Source organism: Marinobacter sp. B-21, from assembly GCF_056857895.1.
In genome coordinates this window covers 1-20,040 of sequence record NZ_JBSXNZ010000074.1, presented here as the reverse complement: position 1 = coordinate 20,040, position 20,040 = coordinate 1, and the positions used below count along the sequence as shown (strand labels likewise).

Annotated in this window: 18 protein-coding genes; 12 read left to right on the top strand and 6 right to left on the bottom strand. The window is 60.1% G+C overall.

Annotated elements, in window-relative coordinates:
• Nucleotides 1-2 precede the first annotated feature (2 nt).
• The 3 genes from AC13C0_RS11165 to panP all read left to right on the top strand — a co-directional run bounded on the left by AC13C0_RS11165 (nucleotide 3) and on the right by panP (nucleotide 4,123).
• On the top strand, nucleotides 3-1,703 hold the full coding sequence (locus AC13C0_RS11165) for an isovaleryl-CoA dehydrogenase (RefSeq protein ID WP_117618644.1): 1,701 nt from the start codon (nucleotides 3-5) through the stop codon (nucleotides 1,701-1,703).
• A 202-nt stretch (nucleotides 1,704-1,905) separates the two neighbouring features.
• Nucleotides 1,906-2,250 carry a DUF503 domain-containing protein gene (locus tag AC13C0_RS11160; protein ID WP_117620360.1) on the top strand — a complete coding sequence of 115 codons (345 nt, stop codon included), beginning with the start codon at nucleotides 1,906-1,908 and terminating at the stop codon, nucleotides 2,248-2,250.
• A gap of 196 nt (nucleotides 2,251-2,446) precedes the next feature.
• Nucleotides 2,447-4,123 (top strand): pyridoxal-dependent aspartate 1-decarboxylase PanP, encoded by a 1,677-nt coding sequence (gene panP / locus AC13C0_RS11155; protein WP_117618645.1) that lies wholly within the window; start codon nucleotides 2,447-2,449, stop codon nucleotides 4,121-4,123.
• A 132-nt stretch (nucleotides 4,124-4,255) separates the two neighbouring features.
• Here the strand turns inward: panP and AC13C0_RS11150 are convergent, their stop codons facing one another.
• Together AC13C0_RS11150 and AC13C0_RS11145 are read right to left on the bottom strand one after the other, a co-directional pair.
• Complete coding sequence (locus AC13C0_RS11150) at nucleotides 4,256-4,522, bottom strand: hypothetical protein (protein ID WP_117618646.1); 267 nt, start codon at nucleotides 4,520-4,522, stop codon at nucleotides 4,256-4,258.
• Nucleotides 4,523-4,617: 95 nt separating this feature from the next.
• Entirely contained in the window at nucleotides 4,618-6,177 is a 1,560-nt protein-coding gene (locus AC13C0_RS11145; protein ID WP_117618647.1) for an inorganic phosphate transporter, read from the bottom strand.
• A 210-nt stretch (nucleotides 6,178-6,387) separates the two neighbouring features.
• Between AC13C0_RS11145 and AC13C0_RS11140 the strand changes: the two genes are divergently transcribed.
• The 3 genes from AC13C0_RS11140 (at nucleotide 6,388) to AC13C0_RS11130 (ending at nucleotide 10,690) form a co-directional block, all read left to right on the top strand.
• Complete coding sequence (locus tag AC13C0_RS11140; RefSeq protein WP_117618648.1) at nucleotides 6,388-7,491, top strand: GGDEF domain-containing protein; 1,104 nt, start codon at nucleotides 6,388-6,390, stop codon at nucleotides 7,489-7,491.
• A 94-nt stretch (nucleotides 7,492-7,585) separates the two neighbouring features.
• Entirely contained in the window at nucleotides 7,586-8,032 is a 447-nt protein-coding gene (locus AC13C0_RS11135) for a flavodoxin (protein WP_117618649.1), read from the top strand.
• Between the two features lie 51 nt (nucleotides 8,033-8,083).
• The gene (locus AC13C0_RS11130) at nucleotides 8,084-10,690 is read left to right on the top strand and encodes an EAL domain-containing protein (protein WP_341580786.1); all 2,607 of its coding nucleotides are present in this window, start codon (nucleotides 8,084-8,086) and stop codon (nucleotides 10,688-10,690) included.
• Between the two features lie 8 nt (nucleotides 10,691-10,698).
• On the opposite strand, the gene AC13C0_RS11125 is transcribed toward AC13C0_RS11130, so the two are convergent.
• The 3 genes from AC13C0_RS11125 to AC13C0_RS11115 form a co-directional block, all read right to left on the bottom strand.
• Entirely contained in the window at nucleotides 10,699-11,553 is an 855-nt protein-coding gene (locus tag AC13C0_RS11125; protein ID WP_117618651.1) for an acyl-CoA thioesterase, read from the bottom strand.
• Between the two features lie 133 nt (nucleotides 11,554-11,686).
• Nucleotides 11,687-12,841: an NAD(P)/FAD-dependent oxidoreductase gene (locus tag AC13C0_RS11120; protein WP_482954388.1), complete on the bottom strand. Its 1,155-nt coding sequence runs from the start codon at nucleotides 12,839-12,841 to the stop codon at nucleotides 11,687-11,689.
• Between the two features lie 38 nt (nucleotides 12,842-12,879).
• Nucleotides 12,880-13,047: a rubredoxin gene (locus AC13C0_RS11115; RefSeq protein WP_008173532.1), complete on the bottom strand. Its 168-nt coding sequence runs from the start codon at nucleotides 13,045-13,047 to the stop codon at nucleotides 12,880-12,882.
• A 266-nt stretch (nucleotides 13,048-13,313) separates the two neighbouring features.
• Between AC13C0_RS11115 and AC13C0_RS11110 the strand changes: the two genes are divergently transcribed.
• The 5 genes from AC13C0_RS11110 (at nucleotide 13,314) to phoR (ending at nucleotide 17,536) form a co-directional block, all read left to right on the top strand.
• A complete protein-coding gene (locus AC13C0_RS11110) occupies nucleotides 13,314-13,871 on the top strand; it encodes a hypoxanthine-guanine phosphoribosyltransferase (protein ID WP_117618653.1) in 558 nt (185 codons plus the stop codon).
• A complete protein-coding gene (locus AC13C0_RS11105; RefSeq protein WP_205422178.1) occupies nucleotides 13,852-14,436 on the top strand; it encodes a chorismate--pyruvate lyase family protein in 585 nt (194 codons plus the stop codon). The genes AC13C0_RS11110 and AC13C0_RS11105 overlap by 20 nt, the downstream gene beginning before the upstream one ends.
• 70 nt (nucleotides 14,437-14,506) lie before the next feature.
• The gene (ubiA, locus tag AC13C0_RS11100) at nucleotides 14,507-15,394 is read left to right on the top strand and encodes a 4-hydroxybenzoate octaprenyltransferase (protein WP_117618654.1); all 888 of its coding nucleotides are present in this window, start codon (nucleotides 14,507-14,509) and stop codon (nucleotides 15,392-15,394) included.
• Between the two features lie 76 nt (nucleotides 15,395-15,470).
• Nucleotides 15,471-16,163 (top strand): phosphate regulon transcriptional regulator PhoB, encoded by a 693-nt coding sequence (phoB, locus tag AC13C0_RS11095; protein ID WP_117618655.1) that lies wholly within the window; start codon nucleotides 15,471-15,473, stop codon nucleotides 16,161-16,163.
• Between the two features lie 53 nt (nucleotides 16,164-16,216).
• Entirely contained in the window at nucleotides 16,217-17,536 is a 1,320-nt protein-coding gene (gene phoR, locus AC13C0_RS11090; RefSeq protein ID WP_482954387.1) for a phosphate regulon sensor histidine kinase PhoR, read from the top strand.
• Here the strand turns inward: phoR and AC13C0_RS11085 are convergent.
• The gene (locus AC13C0_RS11085; RefSeq protein WP_482954386.1) at nucleotides 17,533-18,417 is read right to left on the bottom strand and encodes a response regulator; all 885 of its coding nucleotides are present in this window, start codon (nucleotides 18,415-18,417) and stop codon (nucleotides 17,533-17,535) included. The genes phoR and AC13C0_RS11085 overlap by 4 nt on opposite strands.
• 230 nt (nucleotides 18,418-18,647) lie before the next feature.
• On the opposite strand from AC13C0_RS11085, the gene AC13C0_RS11080 reads away from it, so the two are divergent.
• A complete protein-coding gene (locus AC13C0_RS11080) occupies nucleotides 18,648-19,898 on the top strand; it encodes a lytic murein transglycosylase (protein WP_117618658.1) in 1,251 nt (416 codons plus the stop codon).
• Nucleotides 19,899-20,040 lie beyond the last annotated feature (142 nt).

Here is a 20,040-nt window from a genome sequence, read left to right as displayed (position 1 = left end):
CAATGAACGCGCGGCAACCCAGACCCCAGATGCCAACAACCGACCAGGAGGATCGCTACCTGGCCACCACCCACGAGGTCTTCAACCAGCCCCCGGCTCTGGAGAACTATAACCTGTTTGAGCAGGACACTGCTTTGCAGGAAGCCGCTCTCCGAGAGGGTGCCGGAAGCGCAACCGAAGACCTCAAGGCATTCGGCGCCCTGGCCGGCGCCGCCGAAACCATCGACCTGGGCTTTCGCGCCAACGCCAACAAGCCGGTGTTCAATACCCACGACCGTTTCGGCCACCGCATAGACGAAGTGGACTTCCACCCGGCCTACCATGAACTGATGCGGATTGCCTTCGAAAACGGCCTGCACAGCAGCCCCTGGAGCCAGCCCGGCCAGGGCGCTCACGTGGCCCGCGCCGCCAAATACTACATGCACTCCCAGGTGGAAGCGGCCCATTGCTGCCCGGTGACCATGACCTTTGCCGCCATCCCGTCCATCCGGAAACAGCCGGAACTGGCGGCGGACTGGGAAGCCCGGATCCTCGCCAACCGCTATGACCCACGCAACCTGCCGGACAGCCAGAAAACCTCCGTCACCATCGGCATGGCCATGACCGAAAAACAGGGCGGCAGCGATGTCCGGGCCAACAGCACCAGAGCCTACCCGGTGGGTGCCGAAGGCCCCGGCCAGGCCTATGAACTGGTGGGCCATAAATGGTTCGTCTCCGCCCCCATGTGCGACGCCTTCCTGGTGCTGGCCCAGGCACCGGGTGGACTATCCTGCTTCCTGATGCCCCGCTGGCGCCCGGACGGCACCAAGAACCCCTGGCAGGTCCAGCGCCTGAAAAACAAGATGGGCAATATCGCCAACGCCTCCAGCGAAGCCGAACTGCGCGGCGCCCTCGCCTGGATGGTGGGCGAAGAAGGCCGTGGCGTAGCCACCATCATCGAAATGGTCGCCATGACCCGCTTCGACTGCATGATCGGCAGCTCCGCCGGTATGCGCCAGGCGGTGGCCCAGGCCACTCACCACTGCCGCCACCGCAGCGCCTTCGGCAACCGCCTGATCGAACAACCGCTGATGCAGAACGTGCTCGCCGACCTGGCCCTGGAAAGCGAAGCCGCACTGACCTACACCATGCGAATCGCCCGCGCCCTGGACAACCAGGACAAGGAACACGAACGCCTCCTGGCCCGCCTGGCGACACCGGTCGGCAAATACTGGATCTGCAAACGCACCCCGAACCATGCCTACGAAGCCATGGAATGCATCGGCGGCAGCGGCGTGATGGAAGACTGCATCATGCCCCGCCTGTTCCGGGAATCCCCCGTCAACGCCATCTGGGAAGGCAGCGGCAACGTCCAGTGCCTGGACACCCTCCGCGCCCTGCAAAAAGAACCCGAAACCCTCGACGCCTTTTTCAAAGAAGCCGCCGAAGCCAAAGGCGCCGACCGACGCTTCGACCAGTTCCTGGCGCAACTGCAACACGACTTCGCCGACATCAGCGACTTCCAGTACCGCGCCCGCAACCTGGTCGACCGGATGGCCCTGGTCATGCAGGCGTCCCTGCTTCTGCGCCACTCCGACAGAGCCGTAGCCGACGCCTTCTGCGCCTCCCGCCTGCAGTCCGGCGGTGGCATGAACTACGGCAACCTGCCCTCCGGCACCGACCCGGCAGCCATTATCAAACGGGCAACGCCTGTAGTAGGCTAATGTATTTGTTGTCGGCGCTATAACGAACGACGGCCAAGGCAACAGAAGCCTACTGAGAACTATGCGAACCGGTGGGGGTTGGCTTTCCAAAACTGTGCGGAGCCATGGATGGCGGAGCCCAAGCGTCACAGGGATGTGCCGTAAGGAGCGTGTTTTGGAAAGCCAACCCCCGCCGGTTCAGGCACCAAAGTCGGAACCAACCATGTCAGAAGCCCTGAGAAAACTCCTGAGGGAAGGCCAAAAGCCCCAACAGCCAGTAATCACGCCCCACGTAGGCGTCCTGACACTACATTTCCAACTCTACGGCTGCGAAGATCTCAAAGCCAAGCGCAAAGTCTTCACCGCCTTGAAGGCCGTCTGGGGCAAAGAACCCGACCTGGCCGTGGCCGAAACCGCCGATCAGGATGCCCTGGATCGCGCCACCTGGACCATCGCCGCCCTGGGCACCTCCTCCCGGCAGATCACCCAACGCCTCGACCAAGTCGAAAAAGCCATCCAGGAACGGGTGGATGCTGCCATACTGGACATACACCGGGAAATACTCTGACCGGAACACAACACCCCGGGCAGGGGCCATATGTGGCGTAACCTGTCGCCAGGTCGTATACTACGGCCCCTCAGGGATGCCAGTGCGCCTGCCAGGGGCAGGTGACCAGAAACCAATGCCGGACATGAATGCCGGCCGTATCCGCAGGGCATCCGGAACCGGCCCTCCGGATGACCACTGAGTGTGAGTGGCGCCTATGACCGGAAAGAAAAAATCCGCCCAGGCCTCGGTTGAGGCCATGTATCGCGTATTCACGGTGCCCGAGGCGCCGGAATCCACGCTGAGCCGGATTGACCAGAACATCTCCCGCAACCTTACAGGCTTCCTGCAGGAGCACATTGTTGCGGTTGAACGGGACCTGTCGGATGTGGAGAAAGACTTTTCCGATTACAGCATCCCCGAAAAACCCGTCTTCGTGTCTGAACAGGCCCAGTTCCTCCTGGACAAACTGGTCGCCAACTCCGTTCACACCGCCTCCCCGGCCTTTATCGGGCACATGACCTCAGCGCTGCCCTATTTTATGCTGCCGCTGTCCAAGATCATGATTGCCCTGAACCAGAACCTGGTCAAAACCGAAACCTCCAAGGCGTTCACCCCCATGGAGCGCCAAGTCCTCGGCATGATTCACCGACTGGTCTACCAGGAGGACGGCGCCTTCTATCGCAAGTGGATGCACGATCCCCGCCATGCCCTGGGCGCCATGTGCTCCGGCGGCACCGTAGCCAACCTGACCGCCCTCTGGGTAGCCCGCAACCGCGCCTTCCCCGCCGAAGGCAGCTTCCGTGGCCTGCACCAGGAAGGCCTGTTCCGGGCCCTGAAATACTACGGTTACGAGGGCGCTGCCGTCGTGACCTCCCGTCGCGGCCATTACTCCCTGCGCAAGGCCGCCGACGTCCTCGGTCTGGGCCGGGAATCCCTGATTCCGGTGGATACTGACGACGAAAACCGAATCCAGACCGACGCCCTGCGGGACAAATGCCTGGAACTGCAGCGTCAGAAGATCAAGGTCATGGCCATCTGCGGCGTCGCCGGCACCACCGAAACCGGCAACGTCGACCCACTGGATGCCATGGCTGACATCGCCCGGGAATTCGGCGCCCACTTCCATGTAGACGCCGCCTGGGGCGGGCCGACCCTGTTCTCACGCACCTACAAACACCTGCTGCGAGGCATCGAAAAAGCGGACTCCGTCACCTTCGACGCCCACAAACAGCTCTATGTACCCATGGGCGTGGGCCTGGTCGTGTTCCGGGACCCAAGCCTGGCCAGCGCGGTCGAACACCACGCCCAGTACATCATCCGGAAAGGATCCCGGGACCTCGGCAGCACCACCCTCGAAGGCTCCCGGCCCGGCATGTCCATGCTCATCCACTCCGGCCTGAAAATCCTGGCCAGAGAGGGCTACGAGATCCTGATCGACCAGGGCATCGACAAGGCCAAAACCTTTGCGGAAATGATCGAAGCAGAGCCGGATTTCGAGCTGGTCACCCGACCGGAACTGAACATCCTGACTTATCGCTATTGCCCGGGGAACGTTCAGGAAGCACTGGCATGTGCCGATCCATTGCAGGCGGAAAAGCTTAACACCTGCCTGAACCGGATCACCAAGTTCATCCAGAAAACCCAGCGGGAACGGGGCAAGGCGTTCGTCTCACGGACCCGACTGGAACCCGCCCGTTATTTCAACTTCCCCTGCATCGTGTTCCGGGTGGTATTGGCAAACCCGTTGACCACAAAGGACATCCTGGCGGACATATTGGCTGAACAACGGGAACTGTCAGCGGATGAGGGAATCCAGGACGAAATAAACATACTGCATCAGATGGCGGATGCAGTATTGAAACAGGTAACTCCCAACGCCCGGCAAGCATGAAGGCGACTGTAAATGCCAGGTGAGCCGGCTGGGGGACGTTTCAAAAGCTGTGCGGAGCCATGGAGGTGGGTTCAGTCCTAGACCGCAATTGGGCCAGGGCTCTGGCCCAATCGCTCTGAGTTCGGGGCCGGGTCAGTAAAGCGCCTCTTCATCATCCAGAACATCGTGGATGATATCCAGGAACATGCGGTCCGCCTCACTCCAGTTCTCGGGAATCCGGATGGTGGTGTTGGCACTGATTTCCCGGGCAATGATCTCCTCGGCATTCGGCTCACCCCGATGCTTGCGGGCAATCTCCATGGATTTGACCGCAATGGTCGGATCGCTCAACACCTTCTTGATGAATACCCGAAGCTCATCAATCATCTTCGCCTGACGGCTCTCACTCGATGTACTCATACTTCACTCCCCGGACAAATGGATGCTCGGGGGCATAGCCCCCGTACTTTCTGCATAGTATGGCCAAACTGGTCTGTTACAACCAGCCCGACGCATCAGACCAGCAGGCCGCGCAGGGTGAAGAACAGGATGGCCGCCATAATGGCCGAGGCGGGCACGGTGATGATCCAGGCCGCCGCAATCCGCACCAGGTGGGAGCGCTTGACCATTTCTTCCCGGTAAATCTTTTTCAGCCGCTTGCGTTCGGATTTGGACAGCGGCACCTGTTTTTTCTTCTTGGCCTGCTTCAGCAGGTTTTCCATTTCCTCGACAGAGGCGTTGCGAAAGTCGTCGAGGAACGGCTTGAGGCGCTCCTGCTCGGCAGGATCGTGGTGCTCCATGATCTTGTGCAGCTGAGTCACATAGTTGGATTTCAGGTATTCCCGGAGGAATCCAACGCCGAATACACCACCAATCGCGATATGGGTGGAACTGACCGGCAGGCCCAGCTGGGAAGCGAGAATAACGGTGAGTGCGGCAGACAGCGCGATACAGAAGGCCCGGGTCTTGTCCAGTTCGGTAATTTCGCTGCCAACCGTCTTGATCAGGCGCGGGCCAAACAGCATCAGGCCAACGGCAAGGCCGAGAGCACCTACCATCATGACCCATAGCGGAATACTGGCCGAGGTGATCACCGTTCCGGTCGACAGGGCATCGTTAATGGCTGCCAGCGGACCGATGGCGTTTGCCACGTCATTGGCACCATGGGCAAAGCTCAGCAGCGCAGCTGCAAAGATCAGCGGCCAGATAAACAGTGTGTTCACTCCGGTCGAGCTGTTCTCCATGGTTGATGCCAGTCGTCCCACCAGTGCACGCATCACGAAGAACACCACAGCCGCTGCCGCAAGACCGATCAGCGTAGCCTCAAGAAAGTCTACCTTGACGACTTTCTTCACCCCTTTGACCATCAGATAGGTACCGAACGCCCAGGCCATAATAGCCACCAGCCAGGGCACGAAAGTGCGCGCCGCCGGGATGACATCCTTGCGATACAGCACCGTCTTCTTGATCACGAACAGGAACAGCGCCGCCAGGGCACCACCCAGCACCGGTGAGATAACCCAGCTCGCGGCAATCTTGCCCATCACCGCCCAGTCAGCAATGTCCCAGCCGCCGGCAGCAATGCCGGCACCAAGCACGCCGCCAACAATGGAGTGGGTCGTCGATACCGGCGCGCCCATCCAGGTGGCCAGATTCAGCCAGAGCGCGCCGGCCAGCAGGGCCGCTGTCATCAGCCAGACAAAGGCCCGGCCATCTTCCAGGGTTGAGGGATCAATAATGCCGCCTTTGATGGTAGAGACCACATCGCCACCGGCAATGATCGCACCGCCCGCTTCAAAAACAGCAGCAATCACAACCGCCGCGCCCAGTGAAAGGGCCCCGGACCCCACCGCCGGACCAACGTTGTTGGCAACGTCATTGGCGCCGATGTTGATCGCCATGTACCCGCCAATAACCGCGGCGGCCATCAGCAACATGCTGTTCGGCATTCCCTGGCTGAATGATCCGACAGTCAGCCATATTCCAAGCAGGAAAAGCAGGCTGATGCCGACCCTGTATCGTTCCGTGGTAGGGCTGGTAAGGAGGGTATCCAGGAATCCGCTCGAACGGGCCATAACAGATCAGGTCTCGTTTAGTCTGTGAAAAAAGGGGAGCGAGCTTTGCCGCGCCGCAACTATAAAATCTTTGACATGAAATTGAAATAAAACGGTCATATTTCAATCAGGCTAAACACATCACAGACGGGACTGCAAAATTTCACTAACTTCACTCATAATCCGGGCTAAAAGCGTCTAAATTACAAAAACACCAAGAATAAGGCTTGCATGTCCCAACCAACCTCCTCCGGCCAGATCGCCGCCGGCGAACGGGAAGACTTCCAGGTCTCGCGCCTGCTCACCTGGCTGTCGGTCACTGCCATAGCCTTTCTCGTCGGAATCGGCGCCAAGGCCTGGTTCGCAGGCCACACAACCCACGCCTGGGTGCTCTGGTCGTTTATCGGGCTGATCGGCCTGAACATGCTGTATTTTGCCCGCACCGGCGACCAGACAAGGCAGAAAGGCGGGCTGATTGTCATTGTCGGCCTGCTGTTTACCTATCTGATGGCCTCTGGCGGCGAGAGCAATACCGGCCCCCTCTGGTTCTATGTATTTCCGCCCCTGCTGTTCTACCTCACCGACCTGAAAACCGGCACGGCGGTTTTGCTGTTTTGTTACCTCATTGCCGTTGTGGTGTTCCAGTTTCCCGGCCTGCCACTGGTGGCCGCGGAATACAGCATGGACTTCAAGATCCGCTTCTTTGCCACCCTCACCTTCGAATCAATTTTCTGTTTTGTCCTTGAAGCCAGCCGTCTCAAGGCCCGCAATGAGCTGGTGGCGCTTGCCGAAACCCACGAGTATGCGGCGAGAACCGACGAGCTCACCGGGCTGTCCAACCGCCGGGACATGCAAAACCGCCTGGCCATGGAGTTTTCCCGCTACCTGCGCTCCGGGCACCACTTCTCCATTGCCCTGATTGATCTTGACCTGTTCAAGACCATCAACGATCAGTTCGGGCACGATGCCGGTGACGAAGTGCTCCGTGAATTTTCTGCGCTGATGAGAACAGTAATCCGGCAAACCGATGTGGCGGCCCGGTGGGGTGGCGAAGAATTTCTGGTACTCCTCCCCGACACTTCCCTGCTCCAGGCACTGACCCTGGCAGAAAGGCTTCGCTCCAGGGTAGCCAGGCAGCCGTTTCGGTTCAGGGGGCAGAGCCTGCCGGTCACCATCAGTGCCGGCGTCTGTTCTATTGCCAAGGCCGGATCCCTGGACGACCTGCTTAAACAAGCCGATGTAAACCTGTACAGTGCCAAGGAATCCGGCCGCAACCGAATCGCGCCACGAGTGCGCAGTCAGGAGACTGACCCACCAGTTAAGCCCGTGAGTTGAGCCCGTGAGTTGAGCCCGCCAAACGCTCCCGTTATGATCGTGCGCCACCACGGGACCCTATGGTCTGAACCCAGTACACTGAACAGGTAAACCAATGACAGCCATCCGTATTCTGGTGGGCAGCGTCTACGGCGGCGCGCTACTGACAGCCCGGGCAATCAAGAAGGATCTGGAAACCGACGGACATCAGGTCACCTTGCTGGAAAGCGCGGCGCTGGAAGACATCACCTCGAACCATGACCCGCTTCTGGTTTGCACATCCACCACCGGGCAGGGCGAGCTGCCACCGAACCTGCTGCCGTTCTATCTGGATTTGCGGGATCAGCTGCCACAGCAACCGGGCCGACCCTTCGGCGTGATCGTTCTGGGCGACAGCTCCTACGGCGACACCTTCTGCGGCGCCGGTGAACTGATGGAGGAAGCGCTGTACGAGACTTCGGCCCGCAAGGTTGGTGATACCCTGCGCATTGACTCCCTGGAAACCATGGAGCCTGAAGCAGACGCACTGCCCTGGGCCCGGGACTGGCTTAGCCAGATCTGACCGGATTACACAAATTTGCGTAACCGGTCCTGCCACCGACTTGAGCCATTAATGGCGACACGCCATACTCGGAAAGACAACGATATAAAGCGGTACACCGTGGCATCGACACAATGGCTCCGTTTGCTGATAGCACTGACTCTGTTGTCAGGCCTGGCAGCCCCTTCCCAGGGGGCTGAAACATCGTATATCCCGCAGATTGAGTACCTCCGCGTTGACCCGGACAGCACCCTCACCGCCACTGAAGCGCTGGCGTCCGACGACTGGCAAACCCTGAAAGAGGAAAGCCCGAATTTCGGCTACATCAGGGACACGGTCTGGCTCCGGTTTCCCGTTAGCCGCCCGGCAACGATCAATCTTCTGGAAGTCCGCTATTCCCAGCTCGACAGGCTCACTTTCTATCTGCTGGAAAACGGTCGCATTGCAAACCGGGTAGAAACCGGAGACCGGGCTCCCTTTGCGCAACGGCCCATATTATACCGCCATTTCCTGTTTCCCTTTGAACAGAGCATTGCCAGTGAGTACCAGATTCTGCTCGAAGTGAGCACTCAGGGAGCCATGCAGATACCACTCAGACTCTGGAACGCGCAGGCATTCTTCGAGCACGCATCCATCGAAGATCAGCTGCACGCAGTCTATTACGGCATCCTGATCACCGTTATCTTCTTTAATCTGTTCATTTTTTCCGCCTTGCGGGAACCGATGTACCTGCTCTATGTGCTGTCCACGCTCGGCTATCTGCTGGTGATCGGCAGCCTCAATGGCACCTCCTTTCAGCTTATATGGCCGGACAACCCTGCCATACAGAACCAGATGATGCTGCTCTCGGTGCCCTTCGCCATGCTGTTCACCCTGCTGTTCTCCCGCTCGTTTCTGAAACTGCAAGATACCGGCCCTACCCTGGACCGCCTGGTCGTAATTGCCATCGCCCTGAATGCCGTAGCGGCCGCAATCACGTTCTTCGCCGATTACAGCACCGGGAGCCGTCTGACCGTTGCACTGGCCATTCCCAGCTTCCTGCTGCTGACAACCCTTGGCCCCCTGCAGTGGGCCAAGGGTAACCCCCAGGCCAGTTACTACACCCTGGCCTGGGGCGCATTGACGCTCGGCAGTGCCGTCACCGCGGCCAACAAATACGGGCTGCTACCCACTACCTTCCTGACCACCTACGGGATGCAGATTGGCTCGGCGCTGGAGGCCATCCTGCTCACACTGGCTCTGGCGGCGCGGCTGTATCAGCAACGGCAGGAGAAGGTGGAAGCCCGGGAGGCCGAACTCAGAGCCATGGCAGCGCGACGCTCGGCAGAGCTCAAACTGATGGACCACGCCCTGCATAACCCGCTGACCGGTCTCCCCAACCGCAGCAGTTTCGAGATGATGCTGAATGACCTGATGATGCGCGGCCCGGATAAGCGCTATGGCGTTGCGATCATTCACCTGAACAACCTGCAGTCCGTTACCAAGACTCTGGGCCACCGCAACAGCGACCGGATCCTGGAGCTGGCGTCGAAACACTACAATGCCGTTATCCGGGAGCTGCCGGGCGCCATGCCAGTGGAACAGAGCGATCTGCGCAACTTTTTCCTGGCCTCACTGGATCCACAGACCTTTGCGTTTATCGTCGATGCCGATGCCACCGGCTCCGTTCCCCGGTCGATTCTCAAGGGCCTGGACGGCATTCGGTACCCTATCGAGTACCTTGGCATGCAGGTGCCTCTGGACCCGCGACTGGGTGTGGCGATTTTCCCGGAGCATGGCCTGGATGCGAACACGCTGATCCGCCGGGCGGTGATCGCCGAGGGCTCGGACTCGGCCCGGGAACGGGGCATCGCCTATTACAAGCCGGCAAGGGATTCCTACAGCGCTGACCGGCTTACCATGGTTTCGGAGCTGCGGCAGGCACTGGAAAATGATGGGCTGGCGCTTTTCATGCAGCCCAAACAGTCGCTGAGGACCAACCGGATCGTCGGCCTCGAGGCACTGATTCGCTGGCCGGGACGCTCCCAGCCTCTCCGGGCCGACGAACTGGTTACGCTGGCGGAGCAGAGCGGCCTGATCAAACCCCTTACCCGCTGGGTTCTCGAGGAGTCCCTCAAGCTTCGCTCCCGGCTGCTGGATCAGGGCTGGCCACTGACCATCTCCGTCAACATCTCGCCCAACAACCTGCGCGAGCCGGATTTTCCGGCCTTCGTTCAGAAGCTGATGAGCAGTTTTCACAGCCACCAGGGCGCCATCATCCTTGAAGTCACCGAGACCTCCATGATGCAGGACCCGGGCAATTCCCTGAGAGCCCTCAACTCCCTGAGCGCCACCGGCATTCCGATCTCCATCGACGACTTCGGGTCCGGCTACTCATCTCTGTCCTACATCAAGCAGTTACCGGCCAGCGAGGTCAAGATTGACCGGTCGTTGGTCACGGATCTTGCCACCGAGGCCGAAGACCGGGTCATTGTGCAGACCACCATCGATATGTGCCACAGTCTGGGCTACCGGGTAGTTGCAGAAGGCGTGGAGGATCACGGCACGGCGGATCTGCTGCGGGAGATGGGGTGTGACATGATCCAGGGTTACCTGATCACACCACCGCTCCCCTTCGATGAATTGCTGGACTGGCTGAGCCGAAACCACCACCAACCGGACCAGCGAAAACTCGGCTGAGCACCCTGTCAACGCTGACGGATCAGCGCCTCCTGGGTGGTGGAAGCCACCAGCAAACCCTCCTCACTGAAGAAGTTGCCGCGGTTAAAACCACGACCCGCCGAGGCGCTGGGGCTGTCCTTGTCGTACAGCAGCCATTCATCCATCCGGAAATCCCGATGGAACCAGATGGCGTGATCAAGACTGGCGACCTGAAGGTTTTTGCTCATGAAAGTCAGGCCGTGGGGGTTCAGGGAGGTCCCGAGAAACTGGAAATCGGACGCGTAAGTCAGCAGGCAGCGGTGCAGCACCGGATCATCCGGCAACGGCCCCTGAGCGCGGAACCAGCTCTGCTTGTGGGGCGGACGTTTTTCGGGCTTTAGCGGATTTACCGGGTTAACGGGCCGGATCTCGATCGGGCGATCACGGGTCAGGGTTTCGCGCACTCTTTCCGGCACCTGGGGTGCCAGGATCTTGCCCCATTCCTGTTCCGAACGAAGTGATTCCGGGCCCGGCGCGTCAGGCATCTTTAACTGATGCTCAAAGCCCTCTTCAGCCACCTGGAACGACATGGAGCCGGTCAGGATTTCCTTGCCATCCTGGCGAGCAATCACCCTGCGAACGGAGAAACTGCCACCATCCCGGACCCGCTGGACTTCGTAATCGATGGGCATGCTGTGATTGCCGGGGCGCAGAAAATAGGCATGCAGGGAGTGGCACAGACGCCCCTCAACGGTGCGGCTGGCAGCCATCAGCGCCTGGCCGATAACCTGTCCGCCGAACACGTTGGGAAAGCCCAGATCCTCGCTATCGCCCTGAAAGTGATCATCGCCAATGGGCGAAAGGTCCAGCAATTCCACCAGCTTCCTGGTTACCTCAAGCATGCCTGCTCCTGTGATTTCGTTAGCACACGACGGAGTTTTCTACCGCAAGCGGGGAGATTTCGCAATGAAAAGCCGCGAACGGCAGATAAAAACGGCCCCAGAAAACCGGGGGCCGTTCAGTCATTTCGGAGGGTTACCCGTGTATCGGCGGCACTTCCCGGGACAATGCCTGTTTCTCCAACGCAAAGCGACCTGTTACTGCAAACCCGAGGACCTCACCATCCGGACTCTTGAACAGCGCCTTGACGTCAGTGCCGTCCTGCTCCACATCCCAGCTGCCCCGGGCATCCGGAGCCGGCGGGCAGACGGCAGTAGGGCAACAGGGGGTCTTGATCATCACAGGCATGGTGCCATAGCGCACCTCGGTTCGCTCGCCGGTCAGCGTTTTGGCGAGGGCCCGGGCACAGGCCATCAGGGGCAGGACATAGAGCAGAACGTGGCCATCCACCTCGGCACAGTCCCCGAGGGCATAGACGTCCGGCGCCGAGGTTTCCAGAGCACGGTTGACGGTAATGCCACGACCGGTGGCAATGCCTGCCGCCTCGGCCAGCCCGATCCGGGGCCGCAAGCCCACGGCAGACAGCACCAGATCGGCATCCAGAGTCTCGCCATTGGCCAGGCTCAGGGCTACGCCACCGCCTTGCCGGTCGATCCGGTCCACCACGGTGCCGAGGTGGAAGCGGACGCCCAGGTTTTCCAGCTCCTGCTGAACCGCATTGGCGGCAACGTCCGGCAACAGGCCAGGCATCACCACTTCCGAGGGCGCAATCACGTCCACCTCGTAGCCGCCGTTGCGCAGATCATTGGCGAACTCACAACCGATCAGGCCGGCACCCATAATTGCGACCCGCTTGCCGTCGCCAAGGGCCTTGCGAAACTCGCGGTAGTCCATCAGGTCATTGATGGAGAACACGCGCTCCTGACCATCGCCCTCCAGGCTCAGCCGAATGACATCGGCGCCCCAGGCCAGAACCAGCTTGCGGTAGACGAGGCGCTCGTCGCCCAGCACCAGTTCGTGGCCTTGGGTATCAATTCCGGTGACGGTGGTGAAGGTCCTGACCCGCACATTCAGTTGCTCCGCCATGGCCTCCGTTGAAGCCTGAGCCAGCCCCCCGGCATCCTTGCCCTTGGTAAAGCCGGTGGAAAGCATGGGCTTGGAGTAGCTTACGCCGTCATCGGCCGTCACCATGATGACCGGGGTCTCTTTGTCCTGCTTGCGGATTTCCCGCGCCAGTGAGTAGCCGGACAACCCGGTGCCAACGATAACGATGGGGGCCTGTTCAGTCATAACCGCGTTCCTTGTTTAACCAACCGCGCCGGCTGGTATCAGCCAATCTCGATCATCTCAAAGTCTTCCTTGCCGACACCGCAGTCGGGGCAGACCCAGTCTTCCGGCACGTCTTCCCACTTGGTGCCGGGCTCAATGCCATCCTCGGGCCAGCCTTCCGCCTCATCGTAAATCAGACCGCAAACCACGCACTGCCACTTCTTCATAGAACGTCTCCCCATGTCTTTCGGGCGCAATGATAATTGTCCGACAATCTTTCGCGCAAGTGTATTACCCTTGTTAACAGATACGAACAACGGTTGAATCAGGCCATCATACCCATCGCCCCGGAATTGACCAATGCCAATGCCGACACTCGGTTCCGGAGTTTTCCGCCAGTAGCCACACATACCGGCCCGCGAGAACTGACCGCCCCTCCCTTCCGGCGCCCCTCTCCGGTATAATCGCCCGTTTTACGACAGGACCGACCGATATGACCGATACCGTCGCCGAGATGAACCAGGTAATGGCCGAAGCCGACTGCCTGGTCGATGAACAGCAGGTACAGACTGCAATTGGCAAGCTGGCCGACGATATTGCCGACCGCCTGAAAGACAGCAATCCGCTGTTGTTCTGCGTGATGAATGGCGGGCTGATCCTCACCGGGCAGTTACTGCCCCGGCTCCGGTTCCCGGTCCAGGCCGAGTACCTGCACGCCACCCGTTACCGCCAGGAAACCACCGGCGGCATCCTGGAGTGGAAGCTGCAACCCGAAGCCGACATCAACGGCCGCACCATCCTGATTGTGGATGACATCCTGGATGAAGGCACAACCCTGTGCGCCATTGCCGATTACTGCCGGGCCCACGGTGCCAGGGAAGTGCTCACCGCGGTACTGGTCGACAAGAAACACGACCGGAAAGCCCGCCCGGATCTGAAGGCGGATTTTACCGGCCTGGACGTGGAAGACCGTTTCCTGTTCGGTTACGGCATGGACTACAAGGGCTACTGGCGCAACGCGCCCGGCATCTATGCGGTCAAGGGACTCTGATATCAAAAGCCAACTGAGCGATATCAACAGCCACCTGACTATCCCCCCGACGAGCTGGTATCGCTCTCTCACAGCGGCCGGGCTGCGCAATCCCGCGGTGCACGGCCGCGCCCGGTACTGGCTGCAGGTGGAAGGCTCGTTTACCCGGGCCCTGCAGAAACATTGCACCCGGTCATTCCATGTCGAGGTTCGGCGGGAGGGCTTCGACTCGCCGAGCCTGGAAGAATCCCGGCGCCTGGCAATTCCCCCCAGGCAACACGCCTGGATACGGGAAGTCCGGCTGTGCGGTGATGGCGAGCCCTGGGTGCTGGCACGGACCGTCATCCCCCTGAACTGCCTGGAAGGTGAAGGGCGCCGCCTGCTGCACCTGGGCAACAGGCCACTGGGGGCCTATTTGTTCACCAGCCCTCATTGGGAACGGGGCCCGCTGGAAACCGGCCTCTGCAATCCTGTCATTCCCGGCCAGCCAGAGCTGGCCCGGCGCTCCCTGTTCAGTGGCCATAACAGCTCCCTGCTGGTGGGTGAATATTTCCTGCCCGCCCTGCTTCACCGGAACACGCTTTAACCGACCGCCTGCCACTGGCTATAATCCCCTGCACTTGCTGAATTCGCAGAACACCAGACGGACGCACCCCATGTTGCCCGATGCCATGCCAGACCCTATCCAGCGCCGGTTGGCCGACTACGCCAGCCTGCTCAGAATCGACCGCCCGATCGGGACATTGCTCCTGCTCTGGCCTACCTACTGGGCTCTCTGGCTGGCCGGAGAAGGCAGCCCCGGATTTGGCAATGTCATCATTTTCACACTGGGCGTTTTCTTCATGCGCGCCGCCGGTTGCGCCATCAACGATTTCGCCGACCGGGACTGGGACCGGCATGTAAAACGGACCAGGGACCGCCCGCTCACGGCCGGCCGGGTGAAGCCCTGGGAAGCGGTTGCGCTTTTTGCCGGCTTGTGCCTGATTTCATTCCTGATGGTCGTACTGTTCACCAACCCCCTGACCCTTTACCTGTCCTTCGGTGGTGCGCTGCTGGCGCTCATTTACCCGTTCATGAAGCGGTACACCCACCTGCCCCAGCTCTTTCTGGGAGCTGCCTTCTCATGGGCCATTCCCATGGCCTGGGCGGCAGAGGCCGGCGAACTCAGCCAGCTCACCTGGCTGCTATTCACCGCCAACGTACTCTGGACGGTGGCCTACGACACCCTCTATGCCATGGTGGACCGGGACGACGACCTGAAAGTGGGCATCAAGTCCACGGCCATCCTGTTCGGTGATGCCGATAAAGCGATCATTGCCACCCTGCAGGGTATGGTTGTGCTGATCCTGGTCATCGTGGGCCAGCGCGCCGAACTGGGCACATTTTATTATCTGGGCGTGGTGGTCATGGCCTGCCTGTTCGTGTACCACCAGTTCCTGGCCCGGGAACGGGAGCGTGAGGGCTGCTTCAAGGCGTTTCTCAATAACAGCTGGGCCGGGTTCGCGGTGTTTACTGGCCTGGCCATCGATCTGCTGATGCGCTGATCCTGTCATATACTTGTAACACTTGGACGTTGTAATGGGGTAGCAACAAATCAAGGTCTGACACAGGTTAAAGCTCATGACTGGAAAAACTGTCCTGATCGTCGATGATGAGGCGCCGATCCGCGAGATGATCGCCGTGGCCCTCGAAATGGCGGATTATGACTATCTGGAGGCAGCGGACGCCCGGGAAGCCCATGCCCTGATTGTCGACAAACACCCGGATCTCGTGCTCCTGGACTGGATGCTCCCCGGCACCAGTGGCGTGGAGCTGGCCCGTCGCCTGAAAAAGGAAGAGGCGACCGCCGATATTCCCATCATCATGCTCACCGCCAAGGTGGAGGAAGACAACAAGATTCAGGGTCTGGAAGTCGGTGCTGATGACTACATCACCAAGCCGTTCAGCCCGAGGGAACTGGTTGCCCGCCTGAAAGCGGTCCTGCGGCGCGCGACACCGCCCGGCGTGGACAACCCCATTGAAGTGGAAGGCCTGACCCTGGACCCGATCGGCCACCGGGTCACCACCAACGAGGGCGCCCTCACCATGGGCCCGACCGAGTACCGGCTGTTGCAGTTCTTCATGACCCACCAGGAACGGGTATATACTCGCTCCCAGCTTCTGGACCAGGTCTGGGGCGGTAATGTCTATGTCGAGGAACGGACGGTTGATGTCCACATCCGCCGGCTGCGCAAGGCCCTTGGCGACGACTACGACCATCTGATCCAGACGGTTCGGGGAACCGGTTACCGCTTCTCGACCAAAGCCGCGTAAGTAACTCCGGCCAGCTGAGCGTCAGCCCCGGATCGGACACAAGGCAGTTTTTGATGCAACACAACTGGTCTCGGTACCTGCGCTACATCCTCGGCGGACTGCTCGGCTCCACTCTGGTCGGCCTCTACTTCGGCGAGCCTTATTACGGGCTCACTTTCGGACTGGTCATCTATCTCTGGTGGACGCTTGTTCAGGCCCGGCGCCTGTACCAGTGGCTGGCCAACCCCAGCGCCACGGACGAAGCGCCTCAGAGCATCGGGCTGTGGGGCGACATCTTCGACAATCTCCACAAACTGCATCAGACTCATCTGAGAACCCAGGATCGCTTGCGGGCCCAGATAAACCGGGTGCAGGAGTCCACCAACGCCATGCGCGATGGTGTGATCATGACCGACTCCGGGGGTGCCATGGAGTGGTGGAACGGATCAGCCGAATACCTGCTGGGCTTCCGGCGCAACACGGACCGCGGCCAGTACATCCACAACCTGATCCGCACACCCGCCTTCAAGACCTACTTCGATTCCCGGAACTACCGGGAGCCGCTGGAGATCCACTCCCCGGCCAAACCCCATATTCACCTGCAGATACAGATCAGCCTGTTCGGTGACGACGACCGTCTGATCGTCGCCAAGGACGTCACCCGTCTGTTCCAGCTGGAGCAGATGCGCCGGGACTTCGTCGGAAACGTGTCCCATGAGATGCGCACGCCACTGACGGTGATCAGTGGTTACCTGGAAACCCTGGTCGACAACGCCGATGACCTGCCGCCAAAGTGGCGCCGGGCCATTAACACCATGGCCGCCCAGTCGTCCCGGATGGAAGCCCTGATTACGGATCTGATCCTGCTGTCGAAGATTGAAACCGGTGAACAGACGGTGAATGACACCCTCACGGACGTGGACCAGTTGATCAGCCAGATCAGCCACGATGCCCGGGCGCTCAGTGGCGACAAGCAGCACGAGATAAGGGTTCAGGTCGGTGACCACCGGTTACTGAAAGGTGATGAAAGCCAGTTGCGCAGCGCCTTCTCAAACCTGATCTTCAATGCCGTCAAGTACACGCCAGCCGGGGGAAAAATTACCGTATCCTGGTCCACCAACCGGGAAGGCGCGCACCTGTCGGTCAAAGACACCGGAATCGGCATTGATCCGGTGCACATCCCTCGTCTGACGGAACGCTTTTACCGGGCTGATCCAAGCCGGCACAAGGACACCGGAGGCACCGGGCTTGGTCTGGCGATCGTCAAACACGTGCTGCTCAATCACGATGGCAATCTGGAAATACGCAGCCGCATTGGCGATGGCAGCGAATTCATCTGCCACTTCCCCAGGGACAGGCTGGCAGAGCGCGTACCGGAGAAGACCGAAAACTAGCGCTTACCGGCACGGAAGCGGGCGACAAACCGGGACAGATCTTCCAGCTTTTTCGGGTCCTCGTCGACAAAGCGGATGGTCACGCTGACGAAATCGGTGTCCTGGCGCTTGTCTACCGCCTGTAACTGATGCACGTAGCCATTCAGCCGGGCCATCTGGCCCTCACCTGTCTCAATATCAACCACGGCCTGATCAAGAATACCGGGAAATACCTGATCCCGTTTGGCGATCACCCGGACTTCCGTCAGGTTGATGTCCTTGACCACGGATTTCAGGGTACTTCCGGCAAAGCGGATAGAGGCAAGACTCATCGCACCCCGGGCCTGGGCCTGTCTCGGGGTTGCCGGACTCGCCGGCATCAAGGGCGACGACGGGGCCGATTTCTCAGGAGTTACCGGCGCCGTGGCCGGCTCCTGCTTGCGGGTCAGCAAGGCCGCAGATTCCTTGAATGCGTCCGCGGGACTGGCCATGGACTTGCCGCTGTGATCCATGGCGTCCTGCAGTTTTCGCCCCATGACCTTGATAATTTTCCTGCTAAGGCCATCCGGGCTGAACGGCTTGCCGAGGTATTCGGAAACCCCTCCCTTGACCGCTTCAATCACATGATTCTTGTCCCCCCGGCTGGTGATCATGATAAACGGCACTTTCTCGTACTGGGGCTGCTCACGCATCCACTGCAACAGCTCCAGCCCGGACATTTCCGGCATCTCCCAGTCGCATAGCACCAGATCAAATGCCGTCCGGGACATCAGTGACTGAGCCCGCCGGCCGTTCTGGGCATCGATTGTCTCGAATACCGGAAAGCGCTGGCGCACTGTTCGCTTGACCAAATCACGTACAAAGCTGGCGTCGTCCACCACCAGCGCTTTCAGCATTACCATAATTGCGACCTTCCGCTCTCCACCGCCCGGGTTAATGGTCCAACTATAGAACAAAGGCCAACGCCGGAAACCTGCCTGCAACAAAAAGACGACAAATGCGGTTTGCCGGGAACCGGCAGGTTAAAGAATTGTCACCCCTCCTGGCCCCACACAATGTTTCTCCGGCGTGAAAACGCGCTACCATGGGGTCCGGAATTTTCACACCATCATTACCCTGATAGAGGTTCTGTGTGCTGACCACACCTGCAAGGATTCTGCACCCTCGCGGCCTTACCCGCGGCTTACTGGTTTCCGGTTTTTTATCACTTCTGTCACTGCCCACCATCGCCCAGGACAGCGCGGCATCAGCACCGGCCGGTTTTTCCGAATGCAAGGCCCGGCTGCAGGAACAGGCCATTGCCGCCGGAGTCAACAGCAAGACCGCCAGCGAAGTGATGGCCAGGGCTGAACACCTGGACCGGGTAATTGAACTGGACCGCCGGCAACCGGAATTCACTACCACCTTTGCCGATTATCTGAACCGGCGGGTTAACGATGCCCGGGTCAGCAAGGGCCGTGAATTGCTGGAGGAACACCGGGAGCTGCTGGACCGTGTGACCCGGGAAACCGGCGTGCCGGCGCCCTATCTGGTTGCCTTCTGGGGACTGGAAACCAACTTTGGCAGCTATTTCGGCAAAATGCCGGTGCCAAGCTCCCTGACCACCCTGGCCTGCGATCCCCGCCGCAGCACCTTCTTCACCGAACAGCTGATAGCCGCCCTGCGCATCATCGATGAAGGCGCCATACCGGCAGATCAGATGGAAGGCTCCTGGGCCGGCGCCATGGGCCATGTGCAATTCATGCCCACGGTGTTTCTGCAGCACGCAGTGGATGCCGATGGTGACGGGCGCCGGGACCTCTGGAACAGCCTGCCGGATGCCATGATGTCCGCCGGCAGGTTCCTGCAATCCATGAACTGGAACGGCGACTACCGTTGGGGCCGGGAAGTACTTCTGCCCGACAACTTCGACTACTCCCTGGCAGACGGACGGCGACTGCCCCTGGCACAGTGGCGGGAGATGGGCATTACCGATGCGTTCGGCAATGCACTGGCCCGGGAACCCATTGATGCGGCCCTGGTGGTGCCCGCCGGGCACCGGGGCCCTGCCTTTCTCGCCTACGACAACTTCCGGGTGATCATGGGCTGGAACCGATCGGAATTCTACGCCATCGCGGTTGGTTACCTGGCAGACCGGATTGCCGGAGCAGGGATGCTCCAGAACCCGCCGCCGGAGGATGCGCCGGCGCTGTCCCGTGACAACATCATCAGCCTTCAGGAGGCTCTGCAGCAACGGGGTTATGAGCCTGGCAAGCCCGATGGCATTATGGGACCGGCAACCCGCTCTGCCATCCGCCAGTTCCAGGCATCCAGCGGGCTGATCGCCGACGGTTATCCCGGCGAAACCGTGCTGACAAAACTGGGCGTCCTGACCAGTCAGTGATCTAGTGTCCCTTAACAAAAGTTCGTCTTATTATTGAGCTTGTCAGATAGGCGCGCGATTGACTCAATGATTTGATCGGCGGTTTTACGCCAGACAAACGGTTTGGGATCGTCATTATACGTTGCAAGGTAGTCCTTGATTG